Raw genomic sequence first — 16,903 nt, 5'->3', positions numbered from 1 at the left:
TCACAGTTATCTGGTTGCACCTCTGTATAACCGGCCGGAAACCCGCTTTTTATCAGGCCAGCCGACCTGGCGAGGATCTTGCAGCAATATCCGTGCCGCATTGCGGGATTTAACAATTGCTGATGTCAGAAGGGTGTTAACTGGCTCACATTTAACACGGTTGCACAAAGTTGCAACTTAAGTGATAGTGCAGCCAACGCCGTACCGAACCACTATTAAGGAGCTCTGGAGTCATGGCTACAACCACCATGGGTGTAAAACTGGATGACGCGACACGCGAGCGCATCAAACTGGCTGCGCAGCGAATTGATCGCACGCCACACTGGCTGATTAAACAGGCGGTCTTTAACTATCTCAGCCAGCTGGAGAGCGGCGACGCCGTGCCGGAGATCCCGCTTTCTGCCCAGGCCGCCGCGGAATCGGACGACATCCAGTCAGAGGAGACGCACCAGCCGTTCCTTGACTTCGCAGAGCAGATTTTACCTCAGTCCGTGACGCGTTCAGCGGTGACTGCCGCCTGGCGTCGCCCGGAGACCGATGCGGTCCCGATGATGCTGGAGCAGGCACGGTTACCCGCGGCGCTGGCAGAGAAAACGCATCAGCTGGCTTATCAGCTCGCCGACAGGCTGCGGCACCAGAAAGGTGCAACCGGACGCGCTGGCATGGTGCAAAGCCTGCTGCAGGAGTTCTCTCTTTCTTCACATGAAGGTGTGGCGTTAATGTGTCTGGCGGAAGCGCTGTTGCGTATTCCTGACAAGCCGACACGCGATGCGTTAATCCGCGACAAGATCAGCAACGGTAACTGGCAGTCTCACCTGGGACGCAGTCCGTCGCTGTTTGTCAATGCGGCGACCTGGGGCCTGTTGTTTACCGGCCGGCTGGTCTCGACCCACAATGAGGCGAATCTTTCCAGCTCGCTCAACCGCATTATCGGTAAAGGCGGCGAGCCCCTGATCCGCAAAGGCGTAGATATGGCGATGCGTCTGATGGGTGAGCAGTTCGTCACCGGTGAAACCATTGCTGAAGCACTGGCGAACGCCCGCAAGCTGGAAGAGAAAGGTTTCCGTTACTCTTACGATATGCTGGGTGAAGCGGCCCTGACCGCAGGCGATGCCAAAGCCTATCTGCTCTCTTATCAGCAGGCGATTCACGCCATTGGTAAAGCATCAAATGGTCGTGGCATCTATGAAGGTCCGGGCATCTCCATCAAGCTCTCAGCCCTGCATCCCCGCTATAGCCGCGCGCAGTATGAGCGGGTGATGGATGAGCTCTACCCTATTTTGAAATCGCTGACGCTGCTGGCCCGCTCTTATGACATCGGCATCAACATCGATGCAGAAGAAGCCGACCGGCTGGAGCTGTCGCTGGATTTACTGGAAAAACTCTGTTTCGAGCCAGAGCTGGAAGGCTGGAACGGCATCGGCTTCGTGATTCAGGCTTACATGAAACGCTGTCCGTTTGTGATCGATGAGCTGATCGATCTGGCGCAACGCAGCCGCCGTCGCCTGATGATACGTCTGGTGAAAGGCGCATACTGGGACAGCGAAATTAAGCGCGCCCAGATGGAAGGCCTGGAAGGCTACCCGGTTTACACCCGTAAGGTTTACACCGATATCTCTTACCTGGCCTGCGCTCGCAAACTGCTCTCTGTTCCCAGCCTGATCTATCCGCAGTTTGCCACCCACAACGCCCACACGCTGGCCGCGATTTATCAGCTGGCAGGAAATAACTACTATCCGGGTCAGTATGAGTTTCAGTGTCTGCATGGCATGGGTGAACCGCTGTATGAGCAGGTGGTTGGCAAAGTCGCTGACGGTAAGCTGAATCGCCCCTGCCGTATCTATGCGCCGGTCGGCACCCATGAAACCCTGCTGGCCTATCTGGTGCGTCGACTGCTGGAAAACGGAGCCAACACCTCCTTTGTTAACCGCATTGCCGATACCTCGCTGCCGATTGATGAGCTGGTAGCCGATCCGGTGACTGCTGTAGAGAAACTGGGTGTCAGCGAAGGCGCTATTGGTCTGCCGCATCCAAAAATCCCGCTGCCGCGCGAGCTGTATGGCGAGACCCGCGTGAACTCAGCGGGTCTGGACATGGCTAACGAACACCGTCTCGCCTCACTCTCCAGCGCCCTGCTGAGCAGCGCCGCACAGCCCTGCCTGGCCGAGCCGATGGTCGACGGTGAAGCGGGTGCGGGTGAGTTGCGTGACATTCTGAACCCGGCTACACCAATCGATCGGGTAGGTCAGGTGCGTGAAGCCACTGAGCAGGACGTCTCTGTGGCGCTGGATGCCGCCGTGAACAGCGGACCGATCTGGTTTGCTACCCCGCCGCAGGAACGTGCGGCGATTCTGGAACGCGCCGCACAGATTATGGAAGGCCAGATGCAGCAGCTGCTTGGCATCCTGGTACGTGAAGCAGGCAAGACCTATAACAACGCCATCGCGGAAGTGCGCGAAGCGGTGGATTTCCTCTATTACTACGCCGGTATGGTGCGCGACGATTTCGACAATGAAACCCATCGTCCGTTGGGTCCGGTGGTCTGCATCAGCCCATGGAACTTCCCGCTGGCGATCTTCACCGGTCAGATTGCGGCTGCACTGGCCGCTGGCAACAGCGTGCTGGCTAAACCGGCTGAGCAGACTCCGCTGATTGCCGCGCAGGCGGTTCAGATTCTGCTGGATGCGGGTGTGCCACCAGGCGTACTGCAACTGCTGCCGGGTCAGGGTGAAACCGTGGGCGCACAGCTGACCGGCGACAATCGGGTCCGTGGCGTGATGTTTACCGGTTCAACCGCTGTCGCGAGCCTGCTGCAGCGGAATCTGGCCGGTCGTCTTGATCAAAACGGTCGTCCTGTACCGCTGATTGCGGAGACTGGCGGGATGAATGCGATGATCGTTGACTCTTCCGCGCTGACTGAGCAGGTAGTGATCGATATCGTCGCATCCGCCTTCGACAGTGCAGGACAGCGCTGTTCTGCCCTGCGTCTGCTCTGCATTCAGGAAGATGTCGCCGACCATACGCTGAAGATGTTGCGCGGCGCGATGGCGGAGTGCCGCATGGGCAATCCGGAGCGCTTCTCAACGGATATCGGCCCGGTGATTGATGCCGAGGCAAAAGCCAATATCGATCGCCATATTCAGGCGATGCGCAACAAGGGCTTCACCGTTTATCAGGCAGTACAGGATAATCCGCAGGACAGCAAAGAGTGGACCAGCGGCACCTTTGTCAAACCGACGCTGATTGAGCTGAATCAGGTCAGCGATCTGGATAAAGAGATTTTTGGACCGGTGCTGCACGTGGTGCGTTTCACCCGCAACAACCTGCCGAAGCTGGTAGAGCAGATCAACGCCTCCGGCTATGGCCTGACGTTGGGTGTGCATACCCGCATCGACGAGACCATCGCACAGGTTACGGCCAATGCCCGTGTCGGTAACCTCTACGTTAACCGCAACATGGTGGGCGCGGTAGTCGGCGTCCAGCCGTTTGGCGGCGAAGGCTTATCCGGAACCGGTCCGAAAGCCGGCGGTCCGCTCTATCTCTACCGCCTGCTAGCCAGTCGTCCGGATGGCGCGCTGCGTCTGACCTTTGATCGTCAGGATGCCGAGCGCCCGGCAGACAGCACACTGCGTCAGGCACTGCTGGCACCGCATCAGGCACTCAGCAACTGGGCAAAAGATAAACCGGAACTGGCGCAACTCTGCCAGCACTATGGCGAGCTGGCGCAGGCAGGCGTGGTCCGTCTGCTGCCTGGTCCGACTGGCGAGCGCAACACCTTCTCGCTACTGCCGCGCGATCTGGTGCTTTGTCTGGCAGATAACGAGCAGGATGCGTTAATCCAGCTGGCTGCCGTGACCAGTGTCGGCAGTAAAGCGCTGTGGCAGGATGATGAGCTGCATCGCGCGCTGCGGGCCTCGCTGCCTGATGCCGTGAAAGCGCGCATCACGCTGGCACATGACCCGTTAGCGGCAGAGTTTGATGCGGTGATCTATCACGGTGATGCCGATCAGCTGCGTACCCTGTGTGAACAGATCGCAGCGCGTGATGGCGCGATTGTCTCGGTGCAGGGCTTTGCCCGCGGCGAAACCAATCTGCTGCTTGAGCGTCTGCTGATTGAGCGTTCGCTGAGTGTGAATACCGCGGCGGCAGGCGGTAATGCGAGTCTGATGACTATTGGGTAAGGGGCTTTGGCTGTCAGTCTTGCACTGAATCCCGATCATGAACAGTTCGGATGAATGAATGTGTAGTGGACAGATTAACTCTGCCACTACACATTTTCATGTCCCGTTTTTATCATCCGGAATCTGATGAGATATTTAGCGTCAGAATGACTTTTAACGGATATGCCGGGGTTTGCGTTTCAACTTACCTTAATCCTCGACCCAGCGCCGAAGCAGGTTTGACTGCGTCTTTGCCAGCAGGTCCATTTCTGGTGTCTTTCCTAACAACTCGAAGAGTCGATGCCGGGCAGTGTCCAGATCAAAAAGCGTCTCCCGATCAGCGGCATTCCGCACAAAACTGCGCACCCAGGTGACCGCGGCTAACCGCTCGCCAGAGACGACAGGCGCAACACGATGCAAGGATGTTGTGGGATAGGTTACGGCATAACCGGCCGGTAGCTTCACCTCGCGCTCACCGCCAGGAGAATCCATGACCAACTGACCGCCTTCATACTGGTCTGGATCCGAAAGGAAAATGGTTACGGAAACATCAGTGCGCACCCCTCTCATAATTGAGTTATCAACATGATTCCCATACTCCATGCCCGATTCATAGCGGCTGAACATCGGGGGAAGGATAATTTTGGGCCTCACAGCCATACGGAACAAATCATTGCTCATCAGGCGATCTGTGACGAGTTTCTGCATATCTGCCAACGCTGGATCAGTGCGAGCAACTTGTTGGTTCCGTTTCACCGGGCGTGCCTCTCGTCCAGCAGTAACGCGACCATCAACATAACCGGCATGACGCATCTTTTCGCAAAGCAAACCCGCTTCATTTGAATTAAGTAAATTGGTTATCACAACTAACATGTATAATCCCTTCTGCAATTAATCCTTAGGAATGTTTATCCTAACACTGAAGGAACAGTAAACATGCGTTTAAAATTATGGATTGGCGTCGGTATCTTTGTCATGGCTCAGTCGGGACAGTCCGCTCTTGCTGCGGTTCAGAATAGCCGCGCGAACGTCCACCCGATAAGCGACCTGCGTGTTGGCCACGAAGGCGGTGAATACGAAGGCGGCGAGTACGAAGGCGGCGAGCACGAAGGCGGCGAGTACGAAGGTGGCGAGTACGAAGGCGGCGAGCACGAAGGCGGCGAGCACGAAGGCGGCGAGTACGAAGGCGGCGAGTACGAAGGCGGCGAGTACGAAGGCGGCGAGTACGAAGGCTAAATAAAAAGGAGTCTGGGGCTTTTATTCAGGCTTCAGACTCCTTCCTGAGCAGATTTTTTAAAAAAGTAAGCTGAGAAGGCCACAGGTTTTATAAGTAAGCGAGGCAGTTTGAGAATAAACATTACATAAGCGTTACGATAGCTTCAAATAAGACAACACTGTTAAAAAATCATTAACAAAAAAGTCATGCTAATACGTTAGCAATTATCTGCTTCTGAATTAAAGCGTGAATACGCTGAAATCCCCCCTTGCCATAGCTCTGTCAATTCCCGGTTACCCTGGCCGGCAAAACAACGACGTTGCATCCAGCGTTGCGGGTCAGGAGTACGTCAGGCAGAACGTGACGGGGGAACACTATTTCCCGCCGCCCGCACCGTTTCACCCTGCGTCAGTCCGACTTCCCCCGGCTGCCTGATGCGCGCATTCATTGGCTGCCACGCGTAACCCGGTGAGCCACTATCCAACCCGCTTCATTAAGGTTGGAAAGACAAACAGCGACTGTCCGACGCCACGGTTTGTCAGCGACCATATTGCCACTGAACAGAGCGAACAAAGGCCCACGATGGCCACCGGATAGAAACAGGCCCACAGGAACGAAAACCATGCCTGCTCGAACAGATGATGCCGCTGCGCGAACAGAATCGCGGACATCCCAAAGAACTCGATGAATATACGGTGAATGACGTAAATCTGCAGCGTATTGCGGCCCACCCAGTTGAGATAGCGCATGCTGAAATGCTGATTCAGCCAGCGGCATGCAGCAATACTGAACAACACCGCCAGCACACACAGGAACAGACTCTTATCCAGACCGAATATCACATGAATACCGGCGACCGCAGCAAGCAGCGCCCAGGGCATCAGATTCTCTCGCCGCCATTCACTCAGGCGCAGCATGGTCTGGCTCCAGAACGTCCCTAGCAGGAAGAACAGGAAATATTGCGCCAGACTCTGCGGCCCCCAGAACGGGATTACTTTTTCGACAGCCAGATAATTCAGCAGAATCGCCACCGCTACCAGGGCCAGCTTATATTGGCGAAAAACTTTGGCGCAGAGGAAATAGAGTCCCAGCCCATAGAGATACCACGAGGTACTCATGGCCATAAAGGTCAGCTTGAGAAATTCAAACAGCGAACCGGCATAGGCGGCATTCAGATTCTGCGAAATCCGCTGGCCGGTAATTTCTGTGGAGATGCCAGTGATGGACCACCACTGAATAAACCCCCACAAAATATAGAGATAAAAAAGATTGGTGATGCGGCTGGTAAACACCTGTTTCCAGGGCCGGTTAATAATACCATTGGTCGCCAGCAGTCCCGACACAAAGAAAAAGGCGGGCATACGCAGCGGCGACAGGACCGTATTAAACTGTATCCATATTTCGGCGGGGATCCACCCGGCAGTGAGGTATTTCATCGTCCCTTCAAAACCCGGTAATACCGTGTGGTACAGGACCACCAGTAATATGCAGGCACCCTTCAGGGTATCTACCCACAATATCTGGTCTGACTTAGTCTGGCTCATTCAATGACTCCTGCTATGTAGGTCAGAATGCTGGAAAGTAAAAGCGAGGAAATCAGTATTGCTTTTATGATTATCCAGCGATTATTCGCCATTGAACCGATGATGAATGTAGCGAAACTCTTAAAAGCCGCGGGGTGGACCTGATGCCACAGTTATTTACTCAGCAGAACGTTTCCTTACACTTATTAATCATCATGAAAACAGGCTAATTATCAGCGTTACAGCCGGAATAATGAGAAAGAATTTTTCATAGTGCAGGAAATATAAATAAGAGAAAGCGGCACCGGGAAAAACCATTAAATAACCGATGAAAGGAAAAGATTTGTCAGATGCAGCAAAAGGTTTAACGGCTGAATAATGGGTTGTGATATCACGGCACGCATTATGCTGACAGCCGTCCGTTATCGTTTAAACAGTGGGGCGATTAAAACTGCCTTCCCCGGGAAGGCAGTGAGGTTACTGACTGAGGAACTTATCGAGGAACTGACGGGTACGCGGCTGCTGAGGATTACTGAATAACGCTTTCGCCTCGCCCTGCTCCACAATGCGCCCCTGATCCATAAAAATAGCGCGGTCAGCGACGTCGCGGGCAAAGCTCATCTCATGCGTCACGATAACCATGGTGCGTTTCTCTTCGGCCAGCGCGCGAATAGTGCTGAGCACCTCACCCACCAGCTCCGGATCCAGCGCCGAGGTTGGTTCATCAAACAGGATCACTTCAGGTCGCATTGCCAGTGCACGCGCAATCGCCACGCGCTGCTGCTGTCCACCCGACAGACGACGCGGATAGCTCTCCTCTTTGCCGTGCAGCCCGACCTTCTCCAGCAGCGTGCGGGCGCGGGCTATCGCATCCGCTTTCGCTTCACCTTTGACGATAACCGGCCCTTCAATGATGTTCTCCATCACCGAACGGTGCGGAAACAGATTGAAGTTCTGGAAGACAAACCCGACCTGCTGACGCAGACGACGCACCTGCTCTTTCTGCTTACTCTGGGCCAGCGCCGCATCCACGGTAATCTCTCCGACGCGGATAGTGCCGCTGTCCGGTACTTCCAGCAGGTTGATACTGCGCAGCAGCGTGGTTTTACCCGAGCCGCTGGGGCCGATAATCGCCACCACTTCACCGGCAGCCACATCAAGGTCGATGTCGTGCAGCACCCTCTGGCCGTTAAAAGATTTCACCAGCTTTCTGACTTCGATGGCGCTCATTTCGACTCCGAATCCTGACGATTAACATGCTGTTCCAGCCGGTTCTGCAACGCAGACAACACCGTTGCCATTACCCAGTAAATCAGCGAGGCCGCCAGATACATAGTAAAGACTTCCAGCGTGCGCGAGGTGATCAACTGCGCCTGACGGAACAGTTCCGGCACCTGAATGGTCGCCGCCAGCGAGGTATCCTTCACCAGGCTGATAAAGCTGTTGCCCAGCGGAGGCAACGCGGTGCGGGCCGCCTGCGGCAGGATCACCCGGCGCAGGGTCTGCCAGCGGGTCATGCCGATACTCGCTGCCGCTTCCCACTGTCCGCGCTCAATCGATGCAATCGCGCCGCGCAGTGACTCTGAAGCATACGCGGCGGTATTCAGGGAAAGACCAATCATCGCGGAGGGGATCGGATCCAGCTCAATGCCAAACTGCGGCAGGCCGTAGTAGATCATAAACAGCTGGGCGATCAACGGGGTCCCACGGAAAATCGAGACATAGATCCGCGCCAGCCAGCGAACCGGCCAGAAGCGCGACAGACGCATCAGTGCCAGAATAAAGCCCAGCAGCAGGCCGAAGAACATGCCGCCGATGCTGAGCTGTAGCGTAAACAGCGCGCCTTTTAATAAAAAAGGTGCTGAATCCAGCACCAGTTGAAGACTTTCCTGCATTATTTCGTCACGTCCGCGCCAAACCATTTCTGAGACAGCTTGCTCAGCGAGCCATCTTTCTGCATATCAGCAATGGCCTGGTCGATCGCTTTCAGCAGATCGTCGTTGCCTTTACGCACTGCAACGCCCGACTCCTGACGGGAGAAGGCACCACCCGCAACCGCCATGGTATCCCCGGTTTTCTTGACCAGATCCAGCGCGGCCAGACGGTCAACCAGAATGGCATTCAGACGACCAGAGCGCAGATCCTGATATTTTGTCGGGTCATCATCATAGGTCCGGATGTCCACGTCCTTCACGTTCTCACGCAGCCACTGCTCGTAGTTGGTGCCCAGCCCCACGCCCACTTTCTTGCCCGCCAGATCGGCCGGTTTAGTGATGGTATTCGCGTTGGCTTTCATCGTCAGCGCCTGAATGCCAGAGACCGTGTATGGCGTGGAGAAGTCATACTTCTTCTTACGCTCATCAGAGATGGTGACCTGGTTGATGACGACATCGATACGCTTCGCGTCGAGTGAGGCCAGCATGCCGTCCCATTTGGTCGGTTTCAGGCTCGCTTTAACGCCCATGTGCTGCGCCAGCTGTTCCGCGAACTCCACTTCAAAGCCGGTCAGCTTGCCCTTTTCATCCTGGAAACTGAATGGCGGATAGGTGCCTTCCAGCCCCACCAGCAGCGTGCCACGCTCTTTAATTTTGTTCAGCAGGTTTTCGGCTGCAAATGTTTTAACGTTAACGCCTGCGATCAGCGCCACCGCCATGACGCCCATCACCATCTGACGACCTGCACGAGAAAAGGACATATTCACCCCATTATTGACAGTATTGTGTGTGTGTTTTTATAAGGGCAGCACCGCGAGTTGCTGCCAGTCCAGAATGATAACGCACGGAGTATAAACTGTTTTATTCGCTTGTCTCAGACCGAAGGATGATAAGCAAATAACGCCGGTGCGCCGCCCGTATGAATAAACAGCAGCGGACCTTCACGACGGAAGCGATTCTGACTGATGCCATCCAGCAATCCAGCCATTGCCTTGCCGGTATACACCGGGTCAAGCAGGATGCCTTCCAGTTGCGCCAGCAGTTTCACCGCCGCCATGCCTTCATCATTGGGTTCACCGTAGCGTGGCGCAAAATAGTCATCCCACAAGGTAATCGGTGCCGTGGCCTGCACTTCCAGCGTCTCCGCCAGCGACTGACGCAAACGCTCTACCAGCGGCAACTGCGCATCGACCTGGCGTGAAACGGTGACGCCGACCAGCTCAGTTTCCGGCAGCAGATGTTCCAGGCCTACCGCCAGTCCGGCATGCGTGCCAGCACTGCCCGAAGCGACAACCACGGCGGCGAAATCGACCACGCCTTCGCTCTGATGGGCGATCTCCTGCGCGCACTCTACATAGCCTAGTGCACCCAGCGCATTTGAGCCGCCTACCGGCACGATGTAAGGACGGAAGCCCTGAGCTTCCAGACGCGTAGCCTCTTCAGCCAGCTGCTCTGCGGGATTGTGCAGTGCATCGACCCTTATCACTTCCGCGTCCATCAGGTCCAGTAACAGACGATTGCCGTTGCTCAGGTAGTTTTCAGCGTGGGTGCCAATCGGGTTTTCCAGCAGCGCCACACACTTCAGGCCAAGCCGGGCCGCGACGGCCGCCGTCTGTCGCACATGGTTAGACTGGATCGCGCCCGCTGTCAGCAGCACGTCTGCGCCTTCGCGCAGCGCATCGGCTGCCAGGAATTCGAGTTTGCGCAGCTTGTTGCCGCCCATCGCCACCGGTGTGAAGTCATCACGTTTGATGAAAATATCGCGACCCAGATAGTCGGAAAGCCGTGGCAGATGTTCTAACGGCGTCGGTGCGCCAAGCAGTTCAAGACGCGGGAATTGATGTAACAGATGTAAAGACAAGACTGCCTCCGGTCGGGCATGAAAATTATCCTTACAGTGTTGCAGAAGATGCGCAAAGGATCACCCTGATTCAGGTGTCCGCAGATGCGGTAATAAAGAGGCGAGAAGAAAGAAGCGCCGTGCTCCCCCTTCCCTTTTACCTGGCTGGCAGGTAAGGGAGAACGTGCCGCAGGCACGCGGGGGAGCAATCGGTGCAGAACAGGCTTACGCCTGCTGCCAGCCTAAAAACTGATCGTACTTGCGCAGCGCGATACGGTAATTGTTATTACCGGCATCGGGCAGATCGCTTTCCAGGCACTGATGCCAGCTATTTCCTTTAAGCTTTTCAGCCGGGAAATTTTTGGCTTTCAGCATCTCATCCAGTCGACGCAGACGCACCACATATTCACGAATCGTGCTTGGGCTCATCTCTGTCTGTTCAAACAAATATTGTTTAAACGCCATAATGTCGAAGTAATTAGGATGGGTATTACAAAAAATATCACTACAAAAACGACAAAGCGCGGTCAGTTCGGGCTGAAGTTTCAGCCACAGCTGTTCATCAATCATCTGGTCCATCCGTGCGATGGCCTCTTTATTGATGATCTGGCCACGAAAAACGAGCGCCATTCGATCTAATACCTTGCCACAGTGTGAACAGTTGCTCTGGCTGTGTTTATAGTCTTTAAGATAACGACTTAACGGTCTGGCCTTGGTCTTGGCTCCCATTACTGAGTCCCCGGTTTCTTATAATTTTGAATCGCCAGGAACTGATACTGCTAGCGCGCTCCCGCAAGTCGGGCCCGCAGGCGTTTAATCGCCTGACTGTGCAGCTGGCTGACACGGGATTCACCCACATCAAGTACCGCGCCAATCTCTTTCAGGTTCAGTTCTTCCTGGTAGTACAGTGTCAGCACCATCTTTTCACGATCGGGTAACGCTTCGATCGCTTCAATGACGCGCTCACGCAGACTCCCTTCCAGCAACTGGTGAAGCGGATTAGCCTCTTCATGGCCTTCCGTCACCAGCTCCGCGCTGTCGCCGTGCTCTTCCCGATACTCGTCGTAGGAGAAAAGTTGACTATTGTTGGTGTCCAGCAGGATCTGCCGGTACTCCTCCATGGAAACATTCAGCTGCTGCGCCACTTCCTGCTCGGAAGCAGATCGCCCCAGCGACTGTTCCACTCTGTGCATTGCGCCCGCCACTTCACGTGCGTTACGACGCACGCTGCGTGGTGCCCAGTCCCGACTGCGAAGCTCGTCGAGCATTGCGCCACGAATACGCTGCACGGCGTAGGTGGTAAAAGCTGTGCCCTGGAGCGCGTCATAACGCTCTACGGCATTTAACAGCCCTATCCCACCTGCCTGCAGCAAGTCGTCAAGCTCAACGCTGGCTGGCAGGCGAACCTGCAGACGCAACGCTTCATGGCGCACCAGCGGCACGTAGCGCTGCCAGAGCGAATGCTTGTCCATCACGCCTTCGGCGGTATAGAAATCGTTCACGTTGACTACCCTGCGTTAATGAAGTTATCGGCATGATTATCCAATTCTGTAGCGTTTTTGATTGGCTGAATAGGCGGGGTAAAACGAGGCTATTTGATTTTTGTTAAGTCAGCGTGCAGTTATTTCTGCACGCCTCCTGAAATTAACGACGGGCGCGCAGCCGTTGCCGCGTGGCGGGCGGCACCTCGGCCCACAAACTGCAGATACGCCCTTCCAGCTCCTGATACCAGGGCGCAATGTGCTGCCGCGCCTCCTCGCCGGGATGCACCTGGATCGCGCCTGATTCAGCATCAATGCTAATCAGTCGGTTAATAAATAGCCGCTGCAGATCGCTGCGTAAAAACAGGCCGTTATCAATACTGTTGTCTGCCAGAACGCCGTCATCGCCCACCTGCGTGTCGATATGACAGGCTTCCACCCACGGCCAGTTGTGCCGTTCAGTAAGCTCGGTGCCGGTCATCACGCAGGCACCATAGCGCGCTTTGACACCTGCGCTGAATTCCGCCTGGCTGGCACGCTGCAGCACCCGTGCTTTAACGCGACGTCCGACTTCAGTTCCAGGCATTACCGCCGCAGGGACTTTGTGCTGCGGCGTACTGAGCACCACGATGAACTGAATACGCTGCGATTGGGGAAAACAGGGGTCCGCCTGCGGATTAAAGAGTTGCCAATAGATGTCTTCATCATCCTGATGCATCAGCACCAGTTTGTAGCCGCGACTGTTTAACAGATTCTGTGCCGTGGCCGATTGTGGATCAATCATTGCGAAGACCTGACTGCTGCCCATCACTTTCCACAGGTTGTCGCGCTTATCGTTGTCGCTGCGACGAAAATAGAGGAAAGAGAGATTCTGCTTAAGGTAGTGCTCAAAACGGCGCAGATAATTTTTACGCTCATTGTCATGGGAGATGAACAGCAAATCTTCCAGCGGACTGTTGCTCTCTTCACTTGCGAACACCGCACGGATTTTCAGCGTGCGCAGGCCGGTAGACGGGCTCAGCAAGGCACGCGCCGTCAGCTCTTTATCATCAGGATATTGCAGCGCATAACGCCGGGCGATCTCGTCGAAGGTCAGCCGCTCGCCCGGTAAAAGGTCATAATTGAAGCGCATAGACACTCCACAAAGTTAAAATCAAAAATGATGTTGTTCTGTGGAGAGTTATCGGCAGGCTGGAGGGGAACTGTAACGGACGGGATGATCGTCATTATCTGGCTGACTGTGCCAGGCTGTGGAAATCCATGCACAGAATGGGTACGTATACGTACCCATCTTCCCGGTATCAGCGATCTTTACGGGCAAGCCATACCGGCAGTTCTCCGGGCTGGTAAATCCAGCGTCTGTTAACTTCCTGATAGAGGTTTTCACCGAGGCTTTGCATTAAAAACGGATTGCGGATCATTTTGTTAATCATAAATCGCCACTGCGACGTTTTATTTTTAATACGCTCAACGCTCATTATCTCTTTATAAGCATCGTGATCGCTGGCCAGCACCGGGTAACCGCAGGCACCTAACTGCGCGATAACACGATGCCCTTCCGCCTGGTTGAGTAACGAATCTGAGAGAGGTGCAAGCGCAAGGTTTAAATTTAAGGACTGAAACAACTGCGCAAGCCTGTTTTGCGGCACTTTACGATGATATTCATGGATAAAGGCTTTCCATGCGTCAGGACAGGCTCCGTAAATAATCCAGCAGACATCTTCACACATCTCCCTGATAAGCACCTCAATGTGCCGCCAGTCTTCCGGGTGCAAATCCGTCAGCACGATGCCCACTCTGGGCTTATCATGATTGACGGATAGAAACGGACGGGGCTGGATAAGTTGCTGCCAGTCTGTGCCGAGTTTGTCAGCCTGCAGGACGATGTTTTTATGGCTGAAAAGTTTCCGGGCAGCGTCATTTCTCACCACCAGCAGATCGGTGTTCTGCAGGATCTCATCATGATCAGACTGAAGACTGTTCATGATGAATGATGCTTTGGTCGCCTCAACAATAAAACGGGTGCCAGGGAAAAGGTGTCTTTTTTTGAACAGCAGCAAGTTTCTGTGAGCCATCACATCGCTCAGCACAATACACTCCGGCTTTATCCTGTAAAGTTCAGCAGCAGATAAACGCTGAGACATTAACGTATGTATGCCATTGCCGGCGTGTGAAACTGACAGGAAGCGTTCTTTTGCGCGCTGTGTTTCCGCAGAGTCTTCGGCATTAAACAAAAATACCGCATCGGGTTTTAAGCCCTGCCGTGCGGCTATCAGCGAACGATTATTCTCGCGGACTACATGCTCCCCATTCCAGGAGAGGTTAGGATTAACAGCAGGATCTCGGGCTAACCGGTCAATCCATTTATCATAAAAGAGAGAGGTGGCAGGGATGCGTTCTGCGTCAGAAAGGATGTCATCGCAACACACCCGTGACTGAGGCACGGCTAACATCAACGTTTCTTGATCAGAAGCCCTTAGCAGCAGGTCGCTAATCGCCGCATTTATCGTCGGGAACGCTTCATCCAGGCCCCCCGCCTGCTGGCAGGATACGGTTCTTAGCATGATACAGTCACTGCTGAGCAGTAAATATTGTCGTGGAACGATCAGTTCCAGGGCGTTCACCCCGTTCGATGAATGCCCTGTGTATGACGGATCGTAGTGATAGCGCACTGCTCCCTCAATCACGCCAGGTGAATAGAGATGGTTACGTTTATCTGTTAAAAATGGCGCGCAGGCGAGGAGTTCAGAACGCCCGCAATGATTCAACAAGGCGTTAAGCCACGCTACATTGTTAAAATAAATGCCACAGGAAAGATAAAGTGTAAATTCACCGCGCGCCACAGAGAGAGCATAATTCAGCGCACTGACGCTGCTGATTTTCTCATCAACGAAATAGACTCTGAAGATATCTTCATTTATTTCTGAGAGTGAAGATAGCCATGCTCTGACGCTCTCGTCTTCTGACAGATTATCGATAAAAATGATTTCATAGTCTGTATCAGTGACGGTGTCGACAAACGTCGACAGCGTCCGCTTAACCTGATCAATTTCATTGTCTACGATAAGAACGACGGTAAGCTTTTTAATTGCTGACGTATTGTAATGTATAGCAAACACGTTCTTATTTTTTTCAATTGAAGCATAGCTGTACCCTCTTAGCGTCAGGTGCTCTGCCAGTAAAGCCTGCGTTAACTCGTCATTATTATTGTCTGCTGATAACACCTCTAACACAGGCAGCGGGATATGCTGAATATCAGCCATCATTCGCGCATTGAGCAGTGGGAATAAAAAATCGATTTCAACCGTCCGGGGTGAAATGTCACGTGATTTAATTATCTCCATACACAATTCACGTCTGAAGAAAGCTCCCCTGGCAAAGCACTCTGGCTTCGCTAAAAAGTAATCAGGATCAAAATCGGGCAGAAAAAGTGACGAAGTTTCCCCATCCGGATCCAGCCAGATACGGTCTGTATAAAATGCCAGCGATGTCGTAATTTTTTCGCTGAAAAGTGAGAGACTGTTGAATATATTGGGGAAAATTCTGTCGCCAGAATGGAGAAACAGTATCCATTCATTCTGGTCTTCAGCCAGGATTTGGCTTAACCAGCGGCTGAAGTGATCCGGTTTTGGATCCTTTTTACTCATTTCCACAGTGGCGTAGATGTTAATATCCACGCACAACGTATGAAGTGAGGTGAGTGTAATATCGAGTGCCTGCTGCGATAGATTGTTATCCAGCACCACCACGCTGAGGGACAGACCGGCACTCGCTTCAGCCAGAGATTTTTCAGGCACGGGATAATGGGCCAGCCAGTTTTCCGTTGAGACAAACCTCTCTTCACTTTTCTTTTCTGCAGCCTTCTGCGTTTTACTAAAAAAGTGCGTTAACTGCTGCGAGAAATTTGCTTCAAATTTTCGCATGTGGTCGCGAACGTTAAAAAGCCCGGCACGCGTGCTCTCCAGTTCCGCGGGATCGTCACTAAAGCAGACACCCGCCCCGCCCATATCGCGAATCGAAGCGTCGGAGATGGCGAGTTTTTCATAACCCGGGGCGACCAGAGAAACCACCGGCACCCCACACAACGCAGCCAGGTTACAGGTTCCGGACCATTCAAAGGTGTACATCACCGTGGCCGACTTTAAAATTTCTGCCAGCTCTGCCAGAGGACGAGGATTTTTAACCGATATAATCGTGATATCGTCGGGTAAAGCAGTAAAATCGACTTTCTCTTCAGGTACCCGATTCAGATAGAGAAGTTTTGTCGTTTTTACTCTACCGTCATCCGAGAACATCTCTAAATCCGGGCCTACCATCGTTAAAAAATCAACGTCAGGTTCTTTCACAATCAGCTGTGAGCTATACCAGAAAAAGAGATCCTCTTCTGTTTCATTAAGACGATTACCATTGAGCAGCGCTTCATGATTTAACATGTAGCGCACGCAGACGTCAGCTTTAATTGGATTACCAGAATAAATTTCAGGATAAACAGCGATGGGGATCAGCGCCAATTTTTTATGCTGATCATAAATTTCAACATCCAGCTTAGGCGTAGTCCAGGCAGGATTGGTGACATCGCTATTTACCATCCATGCATTGCCGCCATGCAGATTGATTTGATGACAGAGTTTGTGCAAAGCCTGAATACCGCCGGATGACTCCCGATAATCAGGTGAAAATATATAATAAGGATGTTTGAATTCAGACATTGCAACTCCGCCCGCCAGGTTGATGAAATCACTTAACCGT

Annotated in this window: 12 protein-coding genes; 2 read left to right on the top strand and 10 right to left on the bottom strand. The window is 53.5% G+C overall.

The genetic code is table 11. The features are described from left to right. Positions 1 to 233 precede the first annotated feature (233 nt). Entirely contained in the window at positions 234 to 4,181 is a 3,948-nt protein-coding gene (gene putA, locus F3I44_RS11500; RefSeq protein WP_150014902.1) for a trifunctional transcriptional regulator/proline dehydrogenase/L-glutamate gamma-semialdehyde dehydrogenase, read from the top strand. A gap of 189 nt (positions 4,182 to 4,370) precedes the next feature. On the opposite strand, the gene F3I44_RS11495 is transcribed toward putA, so the two are convergent. Next, positions 4,371 to 5,033: a Fe2+-dependent dioxygenase gene (locus tag F3I44_RS11495; protein ID WP_150014900.1), complete on the bottom strand. Its 663-nt coding sequence runs from the start codon at positions 5,031 to 5,033 to the stop codon at positions 4,371 to 4,373. Positions 5,034 to 5,096: 63 nt separating this feature from the next. Here F3I44_RS11495 and F3I44_RS11490 point away from each other — a divergent pair, with 63 nt between their 5' ends. Next, positions 5,097 to 5,396 (top strand): hypothetical protein, encoded by a 300-nt coding sequence (locus F3I44_RS11490; RefSeq protein WP_150019422.1) that lies wholly within the window; start codon positions 5,097 to 5,099, stop codon positions 5,394 to 5,396. A 456-nt stretch (positions 5,397 to 5,852) separates the two neighbouring features. On the opposite strand, the gene F3I44_RS11485 is transcribed toward F3I44_RS11490, so the two are convergent. From F3I44_RS11485 to F3I44_RS11445, 9 genes are all read right to left on the bottom strand, one after another. Continuing rightward, positions 5,853 to 6,920: an acyltransferase family protein gene (locus tag F3I44_RS11485; protein WP_150014896.1), complete on the bottom strand. Its 1,068-nt coding sequence runs from the start codon at positions 6,918 to 6,920 to the stop codon at positions 5,853 to 5,855. 456 nt (positions 6,921 to 7,376) lie between these two features. Further along, entirely contained in the window at positions 7,377 to 8,129 is a 753-nt protein-coding gene (gene tcyN, locus F3I44_RS11480) for an L-cystine ABC transporter ATP-binding protein TcyN (protein ID WP_150014894.1), read from the bottom strand. Beyond that, positions 8,126 to 8,794 (bottom strand): cystine ABC transporter permease, encoded by a 669-nt coding sequence (gene tcyL, locus F3I44_RS11475; protein WP_013358251.1) that lies wholly within the window; start codon positions 8,792 to 8,794, stop codon positions 8,126 to 8,128. The genes tcyN and tcyL overlap by 4 nt, the downstream gene beginning before the upstream one ends. Further along, positions 8,794 to 9,594 (bottom strand): cystine ABC transporter substrate-binding protein, encoded by an 801-nt coding sequence (gene tcyJ / locus F3I44_RS11470; protein WP_150014892.1) that lies wholly within the window; start codon positions 9,592 to 9,594, stop codon positions 8,794 to 8,796. The genes tcyL and tcyJ overlap by 1 nt, the downstream gene beginning before the upstream one ends. A 113-nt stretch (positions 9,595 to 9,707) precedes the next feature. Beyond that, entirely contained in the window at positions 9,708 to 10,694 is a 987-nt protein-coding gene (locus F3I44_RS11465) for a D-cysteine desulfhydrase (RefSeq protein WP_150014890.1), read from the bottom strand. Between the two features lie 204 nt (positions 10,695 to 10,898). Then, positions 10,899 to 11,402, bottom strand: a complete 504-nt coding sequence (fliZ, locus tag F3I44_RS11460; RefSeq protein ID WP_008926851.1) for a flagella biosynthesis regulatory protein FliZ — start codon at positions 11,400 to 11,402, stop codon at positions 10,899 to 10,901. A 50-nt stretch (positions 11,403 to 11,452) separates the two neighbouring features. Next, positions 11,453 to 12,175 (bottom strand): RNA polymerase sigma factor FliA, encoded by a 723-nt coding sequence (locus tag F3I44_RS11455; RefSeq protein ID WP_003854529.1) that lies wholly within the window; start codon positions 12,173 to 12,175, stop codon positions 11,453 to 11,455. Between the two features lie 142 nt (positions 12,176 to 12,317). Further along, the gene (locus F3I44_RS11450) at positions 12,318 to 13,286 is read right to left on the bottom strand and encodes an HNH endonuclease signature motif containing protein (protein ID WP_150014888.1); all 969 of its coding nucleotides are present in this window, start codon (positions 13,284 to 13,286) and stop codon (positions 12,318 to 12,320) included. 169 nt (positions 13,287 to 13,455) lie between these two features. Next, positions 13,456 to 16,863, bottom strand: coding sequence for a glycosyltransferase (locus F3I44_RS11445; RefSeq protein WP_150014886.1), 3,408 nt, complete (start codon positions 16,861 to 16,863; stop codon positions 13,456 to 13,458). Positions 16,864 to 16,903 lie beyond the last annotated feature (40 nt).

Origin of the sequence: Pantoea sp. F_5, assembly GCF_008631595.1 — a bacterium.
Classification (GTDB): Bacteria; Pseudomonadota; Gammaproteobacteria; order Enterobacterales; family Enterobacteriaceae; genus Pantoea; species Pantoea gossypiicola.
The sequence above is the reverse complement of the archived record's forward strand: the minus strand, read 5'-3'. Positions and strand labels throughout refer to the sequence as shown.

Coding starts and splice junctions, on each gene's coding strand:
- putA (WP_150014902.1), top strand. CDS start 234: ATGGCTACAACCACCATGGGTGTAAAACTGGATGACGCGACACGCGAG.
- F3I44_RS11495 (WP_150014900.1), bottom strand. CDS start 5,033: ATGTTAGTTGTGATAACCAATTTACTTAATTCAAATGAAGCGGGTTTG.
- F3I44_RS11490 (WP_150019422.1), top strand. CDS start 5,097: ATGCGTTTAAAATTATGGATTGGCGTCGGTATCTTTGTCATGGCTCAG.
- F3I44_RS11485 (WP_150014896.1), bottom strand. CDS start 6,920: ATGAGCCAGACTAAGTCAGACCAGATATTGTGGGTAGATACCCTGAAG.
- tcyN (WP_150014894.1), bottom strand. CDS start 8,129: ATGAGCGCCATCGAAGTCAGAAAGCTGGTGAAATCTTTTAACGGCCAG.
- tcyL (WP_013358251.1), bottom strand. CDS start 8,794: ATGCAGGAAAGTCTTCAACTGGTGCTGGATTCAGCACCTTTTTTATTA.
- tcyJ (WP_150014892.1), bottom strand. CDS start 9,594: ATGTCCTTTTCTCGTGCAGGTCGTCAGATGGTGATGGGCGTCATGGCG.
- fliZ (WP_008926851.1), bottom strand. CDS start 11,402: ATGGGAGCCAAGACCAAGGCCAGACCGTTAAGTCGTTATCTTAAAGAC.
- F3I44_RS11450 (WP_150014888.1), bottom strand. CDS start 13,286: ATGCGCTTCAATTATGACCTTTTACCGGGCGAGCGGCTGACCTTCGAC.
- F3I44_RS11445 (WP_150014886.1), bottom strand. CDS start 16,863: ATGTCTGAATTCAAACATCCTTATTATATATTTTCACCTGATTATCGG.